This window comes from Chromatocurvus halotolerans, from assembly GCF_004340525.1.
GTDB classification, from domain to species: Bacteria; Pseudomonadota; Gammaproteobacteria; order Pseudomonadales; family Halieaceae; genus Chromatocurvus; species Chromatocurvus halotolerans.
Genome location: NZ_SLWX01000005.1, coordinates 38,442 through 56,545, shown reverse-complemented (window position 1 = coordinate 56,545; position 18,104 = coordinate 38,442). Strand labels below are relative to the sequence as shown.

Below are 18,104 nucleotides of genomic sequence, written 5' to 3'. Positions count from 1 at the left end.
AACGCCCGCGGGCGGGATCCGATGCTATAGTCACGACACAGGAATATCGAGCGCAGGGAGAGATTTACCATGCAATACACCGCGACTCGCTGGCCGGTGCGTCGGTCGTTTACCGGTTCGCTCCGCTTGCTGCTGCTGGCCGCGTGTCTGACCGCCGCCGTTTCCGCCTCTGCCGCTGATGAGCTTGCGGCAATCCGCGACACGGTGTTTGATTATTTTGAGGGCATCAACCAGGTAGATCGGGATCGACTCGAGCGGGCGTTCGACCCCAGTGCGACGCTGAAGAGCGTGGATGCGTCCGGCGCGCTGGTGGTGGAGCCGATAGCGGATGCCATGGCGCGCTGGATGCAGGGACAGGCCACCGAGCGACGCGGCGATATTCTGTCGATTGACATGGCCGGGGGGCAGGTTGCGCGGGTGGTGTTCAACTTCGATGGTGACTACGTGGATTTCCTGACCCTCGTGAAGCTGGACGGACACTGGCGGATCATCAACAAGGTGTTTATCCGCACCTAGCCGCAAGGCACTAGGCGCGAATTCGCTGCATGGCGTCTGTCAGCGCCATGATTTCCCGGGGGCTGGTGAATACCTGCGGCGTTATCCGAACGCAGTGTCCGCTGGCGAGGCCTTTGCGGACCACGGTGAAAATGCCGAAGTCCCGTTCAAGGCGCTGCTGCAGCTGCTGTGCGTCATGGGCGCTGGACTTGCCTGCCAGGCGAAAGGCGCCCATCCCGGTCCACGACGCCTCGTCGGCGCCACCGAGGACCTCGACATGCGGCATGCGCTCTGCCTCATCGGTCCACAATCCGCGCAGGTAGCGTAGTCGGGCCTCCTTGTTGGCGCCGCCGATCAGCGTATGAAAATCCAGCGCGTCGGGAATGCTCAGCATGGCGGCAAAGTTCGCGGTTCCCATATGGATGCGCGTCGCTGCACGCGTGTTGTCCGGATCCGCCTCGCCCGGGAAGGGGGCGATTTTTTCGAGGGTTCCACGGCGCATGTAGAGTGCGCCGACGCCCACCGGACTGCCGATCCACTTGTGCAGGTTGAAGCCCGCCCAGTCCACGCCGAGATCGCTGATGCGGTAATCCAGAAGACCCCAGGATTGCGCGCTGTCGCAGATAACATCGATGCCTCTCTGCCTTGCTTCTGCCGCAATTGCCGCGACCGGGATCACCAGTCCGTGCTGGTTGCTGACGTGGGTGAGAAGCATGAGCCGGAGATCCGGGTGGGCGTCGAAGGCCTGTCGATAGCGGTCGAGAATCGCCTGCTGTGTTGCGCGGGCCGGCAGCGCCAGCATCACGGCGCGTACGCCGCGCGATGACTCCAGCCAGTGCATGGTGGTCTTGAACTGGGGGTAGTCGACATCCGCGTAGAGCACGGCATCTCCCGCGCCGAGTCCCCGGTACTGGCGGATCAGATTCTGTATGGCCTCGGAGGCATTGCGGGTGAGGACGATCTCGTCGTCATGGGCACCGAGGGCCTGCGCGATATGGCGGACTGAGCGCCCGACGTCGCTGGGGTAGTGCCTGCGACCGTAAACCGAGTTGCCGGCATTCACCCGGCGCGTGGCATCCAGATAGGCCTCCTGAACGGGTCTGGCCATCTTGCCCCAGTAACCGTGCTCTAGATTCACGATACCGTCGCTACGGTCGTAATGGCTGGCCACCTCGCGCCAGTAGTTCTCGTTCCTGGCCAGTACGGAAGGGCTCTGGCCCTCGGGCGGGGATGGCAGCGACACGCGCTCTGCGGCGAGCCGTCCGCGTGTGGGTGCGGCCGCGACGCCGGCGGCAAGCGCCGCGATGAGGTGTCTGCGTCTGAGATTCATGGGGACTCCCTGCGTTTCCGGGGCGCCGTCGCGCTTCACTGCCAGCTGGCGCTTTGGTCGTCTCGGAATGAGCTTGCCAGATGCCGGGATTCCGGGCCATCAATCATTTCTGGTCATCCCATTTGCCGCCGCCGCTACCCGGTGGCGAAATGTCGTATCTGTATGCTAAGTTCCCTATCCCGGAAAATGATAATGAATACGCCTTATGAAAAAGATACTTCCGTTCCTGTTGATGGGTGCCTGTCTTGCGTCGGCGCCTGAGGGCCTCCGTGCGCAGGAGGCGAGTTTCGATCAGAGTGTCATCAAGGGCATGGAGTGGCGAAACATCGGTCCAGACCGCGGAGGCCGCTCCCTTGGCGTGGCAGGCAGCCCGGGACGGAAAAATGAGTATTACTTCGGTGCCGTGGGCGGTGGTCTCTGGAAGACGGTAGACGGTGGCCTGAACTGGAAGCCGGTAACCGATGGCCAGATAACCAGCTCCTCGGTAGGCGCGGTGGCGGTGGCCGAGACCAACCCGGACATCGTCTACATCGGTACCGGCGAAACCCAGCTGCGCGGCAATATCATGCAGGGCGACGGGGTCTACAAGTCCACGGACGCCGGAGAGACCTGGGAGAACGTGGGTCTGCGGGACACACAGGCGATTGCCCGGGTCCGTGTTCACCCTACCGATCCCGATACCGTTTTCGTGGCGGCGCTTGGCCATCCCTACGGCCCGAATGACCAACGCGGCATTTTCCGCAGCAAGGACGGGGGAGCAACCTGGGACAAGGTGCTCTTTGCCAGCGAAAAGGCCGGCGGTGCCGACCTGATCATTGACCGCAGGAATCCGGATACGGTGTACGCCACTATCTGGGAGGTCTACCGCACTCCCTGGAAAATGTGGGGTGGCGGTGGCGACAGTGGCCTCTGGAAGTCAACTGACGGCGGCGACACCTGGGAAGAGCTGACCGACAATCCGGGGCTGGCGGAAAAGCCGGTGGGCAAGATCGGCATTACCGTCTCCCCGGTCAATTCCGACCGCCTGTGGGCCATCGTGGAATCCGCCGACGGCGGTGTTTTCCGCTCCGATGACGCCGGCGCTACCTGGACCCACGTCAACAGCGACAGAAAGCTGCGGCAACGTGCGTTCTACTACACGCGGATCTACGCCGACCCGAAAGATGAAAACACGGTCTACGCCCTGAACACCGGGTTCTACAAATCCACTGACGGCGGTGAGACCTTCGATACCACCATCACCGTTCCCCACGGCGACAATCACGATCTGTGGATTGACCCGAACAACCCCCAGAGAATGGTCAATGCCAACGATGGCGGTGGCAACGTGTCCATCAACGGTGGCGAGTCATGGACGGACCAGGATTTCCCGACGTCACAGCTCTATCACATCATGGTCACCAGCGATTTTCCCTATCACGTCTGCGGGGCGCAGCAGGATAACTCCACGATGTGTATTCCCAGCGAGGGCTGGGATTTCAGGCAGGCGCGGGGTCCTTCCTCGGAATACTATTATCCCGTGGGTGGCGGCGAGAGCGGCTATATCGCCCAGCATCCCGACAAGCCCGACTGGTTTTACGCGGGAAGCCAGGGCGCGCTGCTCACGAAGTTCAACCGCTCCACCGGCTATCTGCGCGACGTGCAGGTGTATCCGCGGTTTTTCTCCGGTGAACCCGCGAGCGCGCTGCCGGAAAGATGGCAGTGGACTTTCCCCATCGTGTTCTCACCCGTGGATTCCAGCCGGCTGTACACCAGTTCGCAGCACGTCTGGGTCAGTGAGGACGAGGGCCAGAGCTGGTCGAAGATCAGCCCGGATCTGACCTACGCCGAGCCCGAAACCCTGGGCAAGACCGGCGGGGTTATCACCATGGACATGAATGGGCCGGAGATCTACGCCACCGTCTTTGCCCTGCAGCCGTCGCACCACGACGTGAATACGCTCTGGGCGGGCTCGGACGACGGCATGGTGCATATCACGCGCAATCACGGCGAATCCTGGGACAACATCACGCCGCCCGACCTGCCGAAGCATTCGCGGGTCAGCATTATCGACGAGTCGCGGCACAACCCCGGTACGGCATACATCGCCGTGAAGCGCTACCAGATGGATGATCGCAAACCCTACATCTGGAAAACTGCGGACTACGGTCAGTCGTGGACGAAAATTACCGACGGTATCCGTGAAGATGACTTTATCCACACGGTGCGGGAAGATCCCGTCAAGCCGGGGCTGTTGTTTGCCGGCGGTGAGCACTCGGTATATGTGTCGTTCGATGACGGGGCCAACTGGCATTCACTGCAGCTCAACATGCCCGACACACAGATTGCCGACCTGCAGGTAACCGACAAGGACGTGGTGGCCGGGACGCACGGGCGGTCCATTTATGTCCTGGACGACATCGCGCCGCTGCGCGAGTATTCCTCGGAGGTGGCCGGGAAGACGTTCCACCTTTTCGAGCCGCTGTATGCCGTGCGCAGGGTGCAGGAAGCCTCCATTCAGTATTACCTGGCAGAAGAAGCCGACGAAGTCAGCATTGCCATTATGGATAGCGACGGCAACATTATCGTGGAAAAGACCGGCACCGAGCCCGAGCCGGAAGAGATCGACGATCCCTACGCACAGTGGTACGGGGCCCTGCCGATCAATCCGACGACTGCGCAGGGGCTTAACGTGTGGTCCTGGAACAACCGCTATGCCGGTGCCGCGGATTTCGACGGCATGATCATCTGGTCGGGCAGGCCACAGCTGGGTCCGATAGCACCACCGGGGGAATACACCGTCAGAATGACAGTGGATGGCGATACCCAGACCCGGACCTTCATGCTCAAGTCCGATCCGCGCTTCGATATCCCGGATGCGCACATCGAGCAGCAGTTCGCCTTCACAATGAAAGTCAGGGATGCCGTGGATGCCGCCAACCGGGCCGTCATCCGCATCCGCGACCTGAAGGGGCAGATCGATGAACAGCTCGGCGATTCACCGGCGCAGCCCGTGGTCGAAGCCACGGAAGACTTCAAGGCGAAGCTGAGTTCGGTGGAAGAGGCCATCTATCAGGTGAAGAACGTGAGCGGACAGGATCCTCTGAATTTCCCGATCAGGCTCAACAACCGGCTCGCCTACCTGCAGAAGAGTGCGGAGAGCGGCGATGGCCTGCCCACCCAGGGGCAGCTGGATGTCTATGACCTGCTCAAGGGGGAACTGGACGCGCAGCTGACCACGCTGGAGCAGGTTATCAGCAGCGACCTGTCGGCGGTGAACACCGCGCTTACGGAAAACGGACTGGAGGCCATCAGCGATAACTGAGATTCCGGATCGCTGCGGTCGCGCCGGAGTTTCGGAGCCTGCGTGACCGGCTGGCGCCGGATTTTTACAATAACAGATACCATCTTTCACCTAACGGATCTTTGGGGTTCATGGTTATGAGAAAAACCTTACATACGATTTTTGCAGTGATCCTGGCGATTGGCGTTGTCCAGACAGGGGCAGCGCAGAACAGCAGGGGCGGCTCGACGGACCTGATGTCCGAGGAGACCTTCAAGGGTCTGGAGCTGCGCAATATCGGACCGGCGTTCATGTCCGGGCGCATTGCCGATCTCGCCATTCACCCCGAGAACGAGAGCCTGTGGTATGTGGCGGTCGGCTCAGGCGGTGTCTGGAAAACCGTCAATGCCGGCACCACCTTCGAGCCCGTTTTCGACGACGAGGGTTCCTACTCCATCGGGGCTGTCGCGCTGGATCCGGAAGACATGAATACCGTCTGGGTCGGCACCGGAGAGCACGGCGGCGGTCGTCACTTCGGCTTTGGCGACGGCGTCTACAAGTCCAGTGATGGTGGCAAGAACTGGAAAAACATGGGGCTGAAAGGCTCCGAGCATATCGGCAAGATCATTGTTCACCCCGAGAATCCGGACGTGGTGTACGTGGCAGCCCAGGGTCCACTGTGGAGTGCCGGCGGCGAGCGTGGCTTCTTCAAGTCCACCGATGGCGGCGAGACCTGGGTCAAGACGCTGGGTGACGAGGAGTTCACCGGGGTCACCGATATCGTGATTGATCCGCGAAACCCTGAGCGAGTCTACGCCGCGACCTGGCAGCGCCAGCGCACGGTGGCAGCACTGATGGATGGCGGTCCGAAATCCGCCATCTACAAGAGCGAGGATGGCGGGGACAGCTGGACGAAGCTCACCAATGGCCTGCCGGAAGGCAAAATGGGCAAGATCGGCCTCGCCGTGTCGCATCACAATCCCGACATTCTCTACGCGGCTATCGAACTCAACCGTCGAAGCGGGGGGACGTGGAAATCACTGGACCGCGGTGAGTCCTGGGAGCAGCAGTCCGAGGTGATTTCGGGAGGCACCGGCCCGCACTATTACGTGGAGCTTTATGCCTCGCCGCACCATTTCGACCATCTCTACCTGATGGATGCTTCCATGAAGCACTCCACGGACGGGGGCAAGACCTGGAATCTGGTGAATCGCGAGTATCGCCACGGGGACAACCATGCGATGGCTTTCAAGCCCAGCGACCCCAACTACATCCTGCTGGGCACGGACGGCGGCGTCTACGAAACCTTTGACCTGACGGAAACCTGGCGCTACATGGCCAACCTGCCGGTCACGCAGTATTACAAGCTTTCTGTCGATGACGCCGAGCCCTTCTACAACATCTACAGCGGGACACAGGACAACGGCACCCAGGGCGGACCGTCGCGGACGGACAATGTTCAGGGCATCCAGAATTCCGACTGGAAACTGGTTCTGAACTGGGATGGTCACGCCACGGCGACAGAGCCGGGCAATCCCGATATCGTCTACGCCGAGCGACAGGAAGGCAATCTGTCCCGGCTCGACATGACCACGGGTGAAGTGGTCGACATACAGCCCCAGGCGGGCGAGGGCGAGGATTACGAACGCTTCAACTGGGACGCGCCGATCCATGTGAGTCCCCATGAGCCATCACGGCTGTACTTTGCGAGCCAGCGTGTCTGGCGGTCGGATAACCGCGGTGACAGCTGGCAGGCCATCTCGGGGGACCTGACCCGGGATGAAGAGCGCTTCGATATCGCCATCATGGGCAACAGGCAGAGCTGGGATTCGCCGTGGGACGTCTGGGCCATGTCGAACTACAACACCATCACCTCACTGTCCGAGTCGCCCCTGGTCGAGGGACTCATCTATGCCGGCACGGATGATGGTCTTCTGCAGGTTACCGAGGATGGTGGCGAGAACTGGCGCAGGATCGAAGTCAGCCGCATGGGTGTGCCGGCCAGGGCCTTTATCAACGACATCAAGGCCGACCTGCATGATCCCGACACGGTGTATGTCTCGCTGGACAACCACAAGTATGGTGACTACAAGCCCTTCATCGTCAAGAGCACCGACCGGGGCCGCAGCTGGAAATCCATCAGCGGCGACCTGCCGGAAAACCATCTCGTCTGGCGGCTTGCGCAGGACCATGTCAAGCCGGAGCTGCTGTTTGCAGCCACCGAGTTCGGACTCTTTTTCTCGATCAATGGCGGCGGTAAATGGACCGAACTCGAGGGTGGCGTTCCGACGATCAGCTTCCGGGACCTGGCCATTCAACGCCGTGAGAACGACCTGGTCGGCGCTTCCTTCGGTCGCGGTTTCTTCATCTTCGATGACTACAGCGTGCTGAGAGAAGTCTCCGAGTCGACCCTGGAAAAAGAGGGTTCGCTGTACTCCACGCGAAAGGCGCTGTGGTACATCCCCAGATCGCACCTCAACTTCGACACGATGAAAGGCTCGCAGGGCGATTCGTACTACGTGGCGCCCAACCCGGATTTCGGGGCGACCTTTACCTACCACCTGAAGCAGGATCTGCTGACCGATGCGGAAGCGCGGCAGGAAGCCGAGCGCCCGCTGATTGACGCGGGCGAGGATGTGGGCTTCCCCGGTTGGGACGTGGTTGGCGCAGAGGCCGTGCAGGCAGAGCCCAGTGTGTTCGTGCTGGTGAAGGATGCCGACGGAAACGTGGTTCGACGGGTTGAGGGTCCGACAGAGAAGGGCTTCCATCGTATTGCCTGGGATCTGAGATACCCGGCGCCCCAGGCTATCGGCCTGAGCGACAGCTACGACGACGACGGCCCGAAGGCCATGATGGCGGCGCCCGGGAAATACACGGCGTCCCTGTACAAGCGCGTTGACGGGCAGACAACCCTTCTGGACGGTGAGATCGAGTTCGAGGTCGAGCGTCTTTACGACGGAGCACTTCCCGGGGCGTCCGAGGCGGACGTGGTGGCGTTCTGGCGATCCTATGAAGATGCCGTGAGGGAAGCCTCCGCGATCAACATGCAGCTGAGCAAGGCCGTGTCCAGGGTCAAGGCCATGGAGCATGCGCTGTCGCGGTCGAGAGCGGATGCCGGCAGGCTGGATCTTGAGCTGCACACGCTCAGGGACGAGATACACGCCCTGAACGCCGAGGTGAACGGCAACCCGGCGCGCGTTGAGGTGGGCGAGAAAACCCACACTACAATCGGGCAGCGGCTGTTCGCGGTGGAAAGGGGGATTTCCCGTTCCCTGTACGGTCCCACGGAAACGAGCAGAACGTCGCTCGAACTTGCCAGGAAGGCAATGAGTGCCATCAAGCCTCGACTGGAAAAAGCCGTGAAATCCCTGGATGAACTCGGTGGCGAGCTTGTTTCGGCAGGTGCCCCGTATGTCGAGGGCAGCGGGGGCTGACGGCCGGCAAATGGGCTGTCCGCGTGTGTGTGCCTCCCGGCGCATCCGCGCGGCGACCCCGATCAGACTGACTTCGGGCTGCTGGCATCCGGCGGCCTGTCCCGCCAGCCCCGCCAACCCACGTCAACGTTAACCCACCTCAATGCAAAGCCTCGCGCCAACCGGCCGCTGCCGTTTGCCGTCGACATTGCGGCAAATCGAACGGCATTGACGGTTGCATCCGCAAGGCGCTTCGCGGATAGTCTCGCGTCTTCGCCGCAGCCGCGGCAGGATGCATCCGGGGGGAAGCAGTGAGTTCGACCGCAGGTGGCGGCGTCACACGGAAGAAAAGGCGGTTATGGGTGGTCCTTGCAGGGCTCAGTCTGTTCACGGTCGACGCCGTCAGTGAGGGCACGGTGACCCTGCGGCCGCGGGTGCAGGCGGGGCTCATCGCCAATGACAGCGCCTCGCAAAACGTGTTTCCCAGCGGCTTTCTCACCTTTGACGAAGGCTTCAACCTGAATCGCGCGGAGCTGCTGCTGGAGAAAGTGCCGCGTGCTAACCTGAAGCCGCGGATCGGCCCTTTTCCCGGCCCGAAACCCGAAAGCGCGGACTGGGGCTTTGAGGTCAACCTGCGCTACGGCACCGATGCCGCCATCACCTTTGGACTGGACGACGACCTCCCCATCAACGATGGCGAAGATACGCTCTGGCTGTTGCCGCAGTGGTTTGCCAGCGCCTACCTGCCCTGGGGTGAGGGCGTGGCGATTATTGCCGGCAGTTTCTTTACGCCGGTGGGACACGAGATCGGCGCGCCGGTGGATCCGCCCACGGCCTTTTACACGCACTCCTACGCCTTCGCCTATCAGCCGGTGAAGCACGTTGGCGTCTATGCCTCGGCAAGGCTGCCGCTCGCCCCCGGGTCTGGTCTCTGGTCGGCCGGGGCGGGAGTCGTGCAGGGCTGGAACAATCTTGAGGACAACAACGACGACAAGACCCTGCTGTTCGATCTGCGCTGGCGCAGCCGCGATTTCCGGTCCTGGCTGGATATCGAGAACGTGATCGGCAATGAGCAGTCGGAAAACGGGGTGACGGAGCAGACGCGTCCCTTCAATGCCGCCAGCAGCAGCGGCGCCAGGCTGCTGCGCAACTTCCACGCAATCACCCTCAGCCACCGCCTGGACGGTGATCGTCGCTGGACCGTGAATGCCGTTTACGGACACCAGGAGGGCGGAGACATTGTTGCCGACAGCAATAATCCGCCAGGGTTTCTCATCACCGAGGACAGCGCCTGGTACGGTGCCAGTGCGAACTTCCACCACCGCCTGGGTCCGCGGCTTGAAGCGGCGCTGCGTCTTGAATGGTTCCGCGACGAAAAGGGGGCTCATGCCTTGCTGCCCGAGGGCATCTACCGCGGTGCGACGGCAAACCTCGCCTGGTGGCCCGCTCCCTCACTGCGCCTGCGCGCGGAGCTGCGTCGCGATGATTACAGCGGCCCGGGGAAACCCTTCGGCGGTGAGGTGCCCACGGTCTTCTTCGGCGATCGCGACGACCAGTGGGTATTCTCGCTCGACATGACCTGGTCGCCCGCATCGGCCTGGGGGAGGCACCCCTGATGGCATTGACATTCATCCATACGTCGGATTGGCAGATCGGCAAGGTTTTCGGCTTTGTCGACGAACAGACCCTGGGGCTCCTGCAGCGGGCGCGGCTCGACGCTATTGATCGCATCGGCAGCCTGGCCGGAGAGCGCGGCGTCCGGCATGTTCTGGTCGCGGGCGATGTCTACGACACCCAGGATGTCACCCAGCGCCTGCTGCTGCAGCCCATTGAGCGGATGCGCGCGTTTGGCGACGTCATATGGCACTTACTGCCGGGCAATCACGACCCTGACCAGCCCTTTGGCATCTGGGACCGTCTGGCGCGCACCGGGCTTCCCGGCAATATCGTGATCCATGCCGACGCCGGGCCCTACCTCCACGAGGCAGACAGACTCGCCATCCTGCCGGCGCCCCTCAAGCACTTCCGCAGTCTCGAGGATCTCACGGCCTGGATGAATGACGCCGCAACGCCGGAAGGCTATTACCGGATCGGGCTGGCGCATGGCTCCATCCGCAGTTTCGGTTCCGATGAGAGCCAGGCGGCCAACTTCATTGATCCCGGACGGCCGCAGCTCGCGGCGCTGGGTTATCTGGCGCTGGGAGACTGGCACGGCACGCAGAAGATCAGTGAGCGCGTCTGGTACAGCGGCACCCACGAGACCGACGCTTACGATGTCCTCGACGGCGGCAATGCGCTGATTGTCACCCTTGATCGACCGGACGCCATCCCCACCGTGGAAAAGGTGCCCACCGGCAGCTATCACTGGCACCGGGAAGAGGTCACGCTGAGCGGCCGCAGCGACATAGATGCACTCGCGCAGCGATTGCGCGCGCTGGCCCCCGCGCCACTGTCCAACCACCTGGTACGCCTGGGGGTTTCGGGGACGCTGTCCCTGGAGGATTCGCAGTACTTCGACTCGCTGGTCCATGGCTCGGTGGATGCGGCGCTCGCGCAGCTGCGGATCGACAACCGCATTCTTCCCATGCCCAGCGAGGAGGATCTGGCCCAGTTCGGTCCCGGCGGCTATATACGGCTCGCCGCGGACCGGCTGATGGCGATGGCCCGGGATGCGGAGAATGACGAGCGGGAGCTGGCGGCGCTGGCGCTGCAGCGTCTCTATGTCGAGTATCGCGCCCTGGGTGGAACCGACGCATGAAGATTCGCGCGATACGCGTCAACCAGTGGCGCAAATTCACCAAGCCTGCCGGCATCGAGGGGCTGGGTGACGGACTCAACGTGCTGTCGGCGCCGAATGAGGCGGGGAAAAGCACCCTGGTCGGCGCGCTGCAGCTGGCGCTGTTCACCCGGCACAGCACCACCGGCAGGGATGTCGATGCCCTGTTGAACCACGCCGCCCCGAACTCCCCCGTGGTCGAGGTGGAGTTTGAGATCGACGGGCAGCCCTACACACTGCGCAAGCGCTTCAAGCGGGGCAGTCAGGTGAAGCTGGTAAAGCCCGACGGTGCCGAGCTTCAGGGAGAGGGCGCCGAGGCTTTCGTCGCGGAACTGCTGGGATTTACCTTTCCGGGCCGCGGCACGGGCACTGCAGATACCATGGGGCTCTGGTCACTGCTCTGGCTCAACCAGGGTGACGGTGCAGACCCGATCTCGGCGCCGGATGGGGCGCAGCGAACGGTGATGGGGGCGCTTGAGGACACCGTGGGCAATCTGCTGGGCGGTGAGCAGGGACGGCGACTGCCCCTCAAGATCCGGGGTGACCTGCAGCAATTGGTCACAGAGTCCAAGGGGCAGCCGAAGGATCGCTACAAAAAAGCCATCGAACGCGTGGGTAAGCTTGACGGTGAGCTGGGGGAGCTGAAGGCGGCGTTCGCGCGCACGGAAAGCGATCTGCAGGCCTATGAGGACGTCTGCGCCGCGCTCAACGAGAAGGAGGGGTCCAGCACCGAGGCGGAGCTCAAGCGCGACATTCAGGCCGCGAATGATCGTGTGGAGGAACTGCTTACGCTGGAAGCCGAAATCGGTGCCGCCGAATCCGACGCCGAGCGTCTTGAACAACAACGCCGGGATGCGCTGCAGGCAAAACTTGCGCGCGAGCAGCTGGCAGCCGCCATTGATGCGCTGGTAAAGGATGTTGAAGCGGCCGAGAAGACTGTGGCCAACGCCCGGGAGGAGGAGGCTCGGCTGGAATCGCTCTGGCAGGACGCGCGCGCGGCGCAGCGCCGCGCAGACAGGGCAAGGGCTGAGGCTGACAGCGCGCTCAGGCAGGCGACGAATAGGCTGACTGGTGCCCAGCGCAGCGGGGAGCTGGCGACATTGAGCAGGGCCGTCGCAGACGCAGAGTCCGCGACAGCGGCCATTGTGGTGCTCGAGGCCCGGGTCAATGCCAGCAAGGCAACGCCGGAGGCGGTCGCGGCCCTTGATGACCTTATGGATGAGGTGCGCGCCGCGCAGGCCGCGATGACCGCCGTGGCCACGCTGGTGGAGTTTGCCCTGGAGGACGCCGCCTCGACGCGCGTGACGCTGTCGCAGGGAGTCATGCCGCCGCCTGGCGAGACACTGGCGCTGATGGATCCCACCGAGGTCAGGATCGAGGGCATTGGCGTCATCGGCATCCGCCCTCAGGTGGCGGACGCAGCCGTGATGCAGGAGAACCTGCAGCGTGCAGAGCAGGCGCTCTCCGCGGCTCTGGCCGCTATCGATGCGGCGGATATTCCCGCGGCCCGCCAGCTGCTGCGCAACCGGGAGGCGGCTGAGCGCGATCTCACCGAGGCCAGGGCCAGCCTCGAGCGCATCGCCCCCGAGAATGACGGCGGCCTGGCGGGCGTGCGGGAAAGACGGGAGCGTGCCCGGGCGGAGCTTGAGCAGCTGGAGGCTGCGGGTCTGAATCTGGCTGCATTGCCGACGCTGGAAGCTGCGCGCGCTGCGCGAGAGGAAGCGGCCAACGCCGCCGAAGCCGCCGCCCACGAAGCCGGGCAGGCGACACAGGCGGCTACGCAATGCCGAGCCGCGCTGGACGAGCATCGTGACACCCTGCGCGCCCCGGAAAGCGCGCTCTCGGCCGGCGCGGCGCAGCTGGCAGCGCGGCAGGAGGCGCTGGGCAATATGCCGGCAGAACACACGCTGCAGGAACGCTTGGCGGCAGCCAGCGACGCGGTCGAACAACAGAAGGCCGTCATCAGGGCGCTCAGGCAAAAGGCAGGGGGAGACAGCGTTGAGCTGTCCCGGGCGCGCCTCGTGCGGCTGCAGCAGTCCCTGGAATCCTATCGGCACGGCATTAACGACCTGCAAAGCCGGAAGATGAGCCTGAAAACCACGCTGATGCGCGATGGTGCAGCGGGCATCGGCGAGAAGACGGCGGCGAAGGCGCGCGAACTCGAACTGGCCGTTGCGGAGCGTGATCGACTCGACCGGGAGGCCCGCATTCTCGGCACGCTGAATGCGGTTCTGACAGACGCCGAACGGGAAGCCAGGGACCGCTTCCTGGGACCGATCACGGAAAAGGTCCGGCCGTACCTGCAGGCGCTTTTTCCTGAAGCCGATATCCAGCTGGCCGATTCACTGGGTGTGGAATCAGTGTATCGAGGAGCGGGGGAAACCCCCGATTTCGCGGCGCTCAGTATGGGCACCCGGGAGCAGATCAATATCCTGACCCGTATTGCCATCGCCGAGATGATGGCGGAGCAGGGCAGGCCCGCCATGGTTATCATCGACGACGGACTGGTTCACTCGGATGACCAGCGCCTGCAGCGCATGTTCGATATTCTCAATCTGGCGGCAGAGCGGGTTCAGATTCTGCTGCTGTCCTGTCACGCCAAGACCTTCGAGCGGGCCGGCGGCCGGTTGTTGTCGATCGAGGCGTTCGAGGAGACGGAGGGCCTGCGGAGCCACTAAGCAGACCGGGCCTGCACATCTCTCCTTGACCGGGATCAATCCTTCCGGGCGCCCTGGGCGCTACAGTAGCGCTTTGCCTCTTTTCAGGAAAATGCGTCATGCAGGTCCCATTGCAGCCCCTGTCACTGGCATTCCAACTGGCACCGGTGGCTGTGTCGACGGAAGTCCTGGTACGCCTGTTCAACCATCTGCTCCGGGGGCAGGCGATTGTCGGTGAGCTCCATGCGCTGGACGGCAAGCGACTGGCTATCGACATTGTCGATACGGCCACCGCACTGGATTTCACGATCAGGGGTGGCCGTCTCTATCGCAGCGACAGCGCCGGCAGGAGATGCCGGGATGTCTGTATTCGAGGCAGGCTGGAACATTTCTGGCAGCTGGCATCGCGGCAGGAAGATCCCGACACCCTGTTTTTCAACCGCCAGCTGGAAATTGAAGGGGAGACGGAGACCGGCCTCTATATCAAGAACCTGCTGGATAGTCTCGACTACGACTGGGACAGCCATTTCCAGGCCGTGCTCGGCGAGCGTCTTGGTGCGGTGCCGGTCAGCCTGTGGCGGAGTCTGCGCTGACCGGGTCCAGCCACTGCATGCCGGGACTGCCGTGCCAGTAGCCATTCGCCGGCGCTCCGCAGGTGAGGGCATTGATGTGGCTTTCGGCGTCGCGGGGATCCAGGTCCTGGTTTCGTGCCTGATGGTATAGCGCAACGATCTCCTGCATGTGCTGCGACTGTGGCGACAGGCGCAGCACATCAACCCCCAGTTGCCGCAGTGCCGGCAGGGCGCCAACCAGATTGCTGGTTGTGGCTGACTGGGTCTGGATGCCGTTGATCACCAGGAAGGGATCCCGCTCCCGGGTGTTCATGTCCAGTCCGTCGGGATAGTCGGCGCAGCGCCACTGGCAGTTATCCTTTGGCAGGTTGCAGGCCCGGGCCGTGAAGCAGCGGGCCGAGAAAGCCAGCGGCAGCCGCCCGAAGGCAATGACCTCCGTTTCGAGCGGCGGAGTGGCACTGTCTGCCAGCATGTCCCGCAGGGTCTCCTGCGACAGCTCGACGGGCATCACCCAGCGCTGTGCGCCGAGTCCATGATGCAGGGCCAGTGACGCGGGGTTATAGATATTCAGGTGCGGACCGGCGATGTAGTCGCTACCCTTGAGCTGCTGCACCGCGGCCATGTCGTTGGCCTCCACCCTGAATTCGCCGTTGTGGGCGATCCGTCGCAGCGCACTCAGCTCCGAGTCGGCCTCGATCAGCGCCAGCGTGGAGAGGATGACCTCCTTGCCCGCGTCGCGCAGCTGATGCCCAATACGCAGCCAGTCTTCCAGGCGCAGCTCACGCCGTTTTGCGCAGACGGTTTCGCCAAGGTAGACGATGTCGACCGGCCACCCGGCAACCTGCTGGTAGAAGGCCTCTACCTGTTCCCGGGGCCAGAAATAGAGAAGGGGTCCGAGCGCGAGTTTCATTGCCATTTCCGATCCAGTGCGCCGAGCGTATGGGTGCTGCCCTCGGCCAGTTTATCCAGTTGCGTGACCCAGTCGTCCCGGACCCGGTAGCTGTCGGCATCCCGCTGGGCGGCATCCAGCTGGGCGGCATCCCGCTGGGCGGCACTCCGCTGGGCGGCATCCAGCGCCTGGCGCAGGACGGTAACGACCTGTGCGACATACGCCGGGCTGCGCTGACGCCCCTCGATCTTGATAGCGCGCACACCACTGCGCAGCAGCTGTGGAAGGATGTCGAGAACCGACAGACTGGTGGGTTCCTCGATGGCGTAGCCCAGCGCGTCGTTGACTTCGAAGCGGCCCTTGCACAGCACCGGATAGCCGGCGCTCTCGCCGGGCTGGTAGCGATCAATCAGTACGCCATTCAGCCGCACCTCGCGACCTTGCGGAGTTTCCTGCCACTGCACGGCCTTCGCCGGCGAACAGGCGCCGCAGGTATTGGGTGACTCACCGGTAACGTAGGAGGAGAGGTAGCAGCGCCCCTCGGCCATGACGCACAGCGAGCCGAAGGCGAAGGTCTCAATCTCCACGTCGGTGTTCTCGATAATGCGTCTGACCTGACTGAGCGAGAGCACGCGGGGCAGCACGACACGCTCAATGGCGAATTGCTCCCGGTAGAACGCAATGGCCTCATGGGTGGTCGCCGAGCCCTGCACTGACAGGTGCAGGCGTAGGTCGGGATACCGTTCCCGGGCGTACTGCAGCAGACCGGAGTCCGCCACAATCAGGGCATCGACGCCGAGTTCTGCGGCCTGATCGATGGCCCGCGTCCACACGGACCACGTTGCGGGCTGCGGATAGGTGTTCAGCGCCAGCATGATCTTGCGGCCGCGGGCGTGCGCATAATTGACGGCGTCAACCGCCGCGTTGTTGTCGAAATTCAGGCCGGGGAAGTTGCGCGCATTGGTGGCATCGCGAAAGCCGAAGTACACGGCATCGGCGCCGCTGTCGATGGCCTTGCGCAGCGCGGGAAAGCTGCCTGCCGGTGCTACCAGTTCCATGCTGTTGGTCATCGCATATCCCTTTGCAGAAACCTTCTTCGTCGCTTTTCGATGACGGCGCAGACTATGCGAAGCGCTGAGCGATGGTATTGATCCAGGTCAGTGATTTGAAAAAAGGCGTCTGTCGACAGATTCCCGGGTGGGCTTGCTGCATCACGCGGCTGTCAAGACGCATTTTTTCCGCGCGGACGCGCTGCCAGAGCACGTATCATGCGCGCTTTTACGCCGGGAGCGTCAGTCGTGGTATCGCTGCACTCGTCATCCGCCGTGCGAGCAAGTGCCCTGCATGCGGCGCAGGCCATGGGCCTGCTGCTGATCGCGTCGGCGCTGTTTCTGCTGCCCTTTGGTCGCACCATGGAAATACCGCTGGCACTGCTGGCGCTGGTGGGCCTCTGGGCAGTGTGGCGCGAGCGCCGCCTGCCCGCCGGGCGCGAAGCCGCAGCGATCCGGCTGTTCCTGCTGTGCTGTGTCTGTTATCAGCTGCCCATGTGGCTGTCGCTGCCGGATGCGGTCAATCCGGCGCGATCACTGACCACGACGCTTGGCAGTCTGCGATATCTGCTGGCAGGTATCGGCGTGCTCTGTCTGCTTTGCGTGCTGCCATCTGATCCCCATCACCAGCGCCTGTTCGATGCGCTGGAAAAGACGCTGTTTGCGGTGCTCGCACTCTGGGTGGGTGACGCGCTGCTGCAGGCAGCCAGCGGCAGCAATCTGCTCGGCTACGCCGCGGAAAGGGGCTATCTCAACGGCCTGTTCGGGGCCGGTGAGAATCTGAAGCTGTCACTCGCCCTGCTGGTGCTGGGTCCGCCGGCCCTGCTCGGACGCATGCGGCGAAAAAGTCCCGGCCTGACGCTGCTGCTGTTCCTGCTTGCCGTGCTGGTGCTGCTGTTGACCGGCAAGCGCAGTGCCTGGGTAACGTTTGCCCTGCAGTGCGCGTTGTTTGTCCTGTTTTATCGACAGGCATTGCGGAGGCGACTGACTGGCGTTGTCGTCATCGGCGGACTGTGCGTGCTGCTTGTGCTGTCTCTGGCGCTGAACAGCAGCCGGGTCATCGAACGCAGCGGCACACTGATTGCGGCGGTGCAGGCGCCGGACTACGCGCATGTCAATGTCGCGACGGGTCTGCGTCTGCCAATCTGGCAGGGGGCCCTGGCGATGCTGGCGGATCACCCGGTCAACGGTGTCGGTGTGCGTGGTTTTCGCTACGCTTATGCCGATTACGCCGTCGACGGCGATCCCTTCGCCAGTACCGATGCCCACGGCGCCGCGCTTGCCTCCCACGCCCACCTTCTCCTGTTCGAATTGCTGGCGGACACCGGTATCTTCGGGCTGACCGGGCACGCGGCGCTGCTGATCCTGCTCGGCGGCGCCTGGCGGCGCTGTTCCCGGTTGCAGCGTGAGCAGGCACTTCCCTGGCTTCTGTCAGCGCTGGCGCTGGCGCATCCCCTGAATACCCAGGGCGCCTGGTACTCCTCCTGGACCGCCAGTCTCTTCTGGCTGGTGCTGGTGCTGGCCGTGGTGCGCCTGGAACCTCTGCGGCGTGTGCGTGATGTCTATCCGTGTATTCGAAGAGAGTCGAATCATACCGGCTGACCCGGCGGTCACAGCCGAAAACGGCTTGCATCTGTCCGGCACCTGATTCTTACTGTTGC

General features: G+C 63.2%; 11 protein-coding genes. 8 read left to right on the top strand and 3 right to left on the bottom strand.

The window, feature by feature from the left end; genetic code table 11:
* Positions 1-69 precede the first annotated feature (69 nt).
* On the top strand, positions 70-516 hold the full coding sequence (locus tag EV688_RS07290) for a nuclear transport factor 2 family protein (protein WP_117315632.1): 447 nt from the start codon (positions 70-72) through the stop codon (positions 514-516).
* A 10-nt stretch (positions 517-526) separates the two neighbouring features.
* Here the strand turns inward: EV688_RS07290 and EV688_RS07285 are convergent, their stop codons facing one another.
* On the bottom strand, positions 527-1,825 hold the full coding sequence (locus EV688_RS07285) for an aminotransferase class V-fold PLP-dependent enzyme (protein ID WP_117315634.1): 1,299 nt from the start codon (positions 1,823-1,825) through the stop codon (positions 527-529).
* Positions 1,826-2,030: 205 nt separating this feature from the next.
* Here EV688_RS07285 and EV688_RS07280 point away from each other — a divergent pair, with 205 nt between their 5' ends.
* The 6 genes from EV688_RS07280 (at position 2,031) to ubiT (ending at position 14,526) form a co-directional block, all read left to right on the top strand.
* A complete protein-coding gene (locus tag EV688_RS07280) occupies positions 2,031-5,129 on the top strand; it encodes a WD40/YVTN/BNR-like repeat-containing protein (RefSeq protein WP_117315636.1) in 3,099 nt (1,032 codons plus the stop codon).
* A 116-nt stretch (positions 5,130-5,245) separates the two neighbouring features.
* Complete coding sequence (locus tag EV688_RS07275) at positions 5,246-8,521, top strand: VPS10 domain-containing protein (RefSeq protein ID WP_117315638.1); 3,276 nt, start codon at positions 5,246-5,248, stop codon at positions 8,519-8,521.
* A gap of 290 nt (positions 8,522-8,811) precedes the next feature.
* Positions 8,812-10,116, top strand: coding sequence for an outer membrane beta-barrel protein (locus EV688_RS07270; protein WP_162883817.1), 1,305 nt, complete (start codon positions 8,812-8,814; stop codon positions 10,114-10,116).
* Positions 10,116-11,258, top strand: coding sequence for a metallophosphoesterase family protein (locus tag EV688_RS07265; protein ID WP_205686518.1), 1,143 nt, complete (start codon positions 10,116-10,118; stop codon positions 11,256-11,258). Before EV688_RS07270 ends, EV688_RS07265 begins: the two co-directional genes overlap by 1 nt.
* Complete coding sequence (locus EV688_RS07260; RefSeq protein ID WP_117315642.1) at positions 11,255-13,954, top strand: AAA family ATPase; 2,700 nt, start codon at positions 11,255-11,257, stop codon at positions 13,952-13,954. Before EV688_RS07265 ends, EV688_RS07260 begins: the two co-directional genes overlap by 4 nt.
* 98 nt (positions 13,955-14,052) lie before the next feature.
* The gene (gene ubiT, locus EV688_RS07255) at positions 14,053-14,526 is read left to right on the top strand and encodes a ubiquinone anaerobic biosynthesis accessory factor UbiT (RefSeq protein ID WP_117315644.1); all 474 of its coding nucleotides are present in this window, start codon (positions 14,053-14,055) and stop codon (positions 14,524-14,526) included.
* Here ubiT and ubiV read toward each other — a convergent pair.
* On the bottom strand, positions 14,501-15,415 hold the full coding sequence (ubiV, locus tag EV688_RS07250) for a ubiquinone anaerobic biosynthesis protein UbiV (RefSeq protein ID WP_117315646.1): 915 nt from the start codon (positions 15,413-15,415) through the stop codon (positions 14,501-14,503). The two genes, ubiT and ubiV, sit on opposite strands and share 26 nt — an antisense overlap.
* The gene (ubiU, locus tag EV688_RS07245; RefSeq protein WP_205686532.1) at positions 15,412-16,452 is read right to left on the bottom strand and encodes a ubiquinone anaerobic biosynthesis protein UbiU; all 1,041 of its coding nucleotides are present in this window, start codon (positions 16,450-16,452) and stop codon (positions 15,412-15,414) included. The genes ubiV and ubiU overlap by 4 nt, the downstream gene beginning before the upstream one ends.
* A gap of 210 nt (positions 16,453-16,662) precedes the next feature.
* On the opposite strand from ubiU, the gene EV688_RS07240 reads away from it, so the two are divergent.
* Positions 16,663-18,045, top strand: a complete 1,383-nt coding sequence (locus tag EV688_RS07240) for an O-antigen ligase family protein (protein WP_117315650.1) — start codon at positions 16,663-16,665, stop codon at positions 18,043-18,045.
* The last annotated feature ends 59 nt before the right edge of the window (positions 18,046-18,104 follow it).

Coding starts and splice junctions, on each gene's coding strand:
- EV688_RS07265 (WP_205686518.1), top strand. CDS start 10,116: ATGGCATTGACATTCATCCATACGTCGGATTGGCAGATCGGCAAGGTT.
- ubiU (WP_205686532.1), bottom strand. CDS start 16,452: ATGGAACTGGTAGCACCGGCAGGCAGCTTTCCCGCGCTGCGCAAGGCC.
- EV688_RS07290 (WP_117315632.1), top strand. CDS start 70: ATGCAATACACCGCGACTCGCTGGCCGGTGCGTCGGTCGTTTACCGGT.
- EV688_RS07285 (WP_117315634.1), bottom strand. CDS start 1,825: ATGAATCTCAGACGCAGACACCTCATCGCGGCGCTTGCCGCCGGCGTC.
- ubiT (WP_117315644.1), top strand. CDS start 14,053: ATGCAGGTCCCATTGCAGCCCCTGTCACTGGCATTCCAACTGGCACCG.
- EV688_RS07240 (WP_117315650.1), top strand. CDS start 16,663: ATGCGCGCTTTTACGCCGGGAGCGTCAGTCGTGGTATCGCTGCACTCG.
- ubiV (WP_117315646.1), bottom strand. CDS start 15,415: ATGAAACTCGCGCTCGGACCCCTTCTCTATTTCTGGCCCCGGGAACAG.
- EV688_RS07275 (WP_117315638.1), top strand. CDS start 5,246: ATGAGAAAAACCTTACATACGATTTTTGCAGTGATCCTGGCGATTGGC.
- EV688_RS07280 (WP_117315636.1), top strand. CDS start 2,031: ATGAAAAAGATACTTCCGTTCCTGTTGATGGGTGCCTGTCTTGCGTCG.
- EV688_RS07260 (WP_117315642.1), top strand. CDS start 11,255: ATGAAGATTCGCGCGATACGCGTCAACCAGTGGCGCAAATTCACCAAG.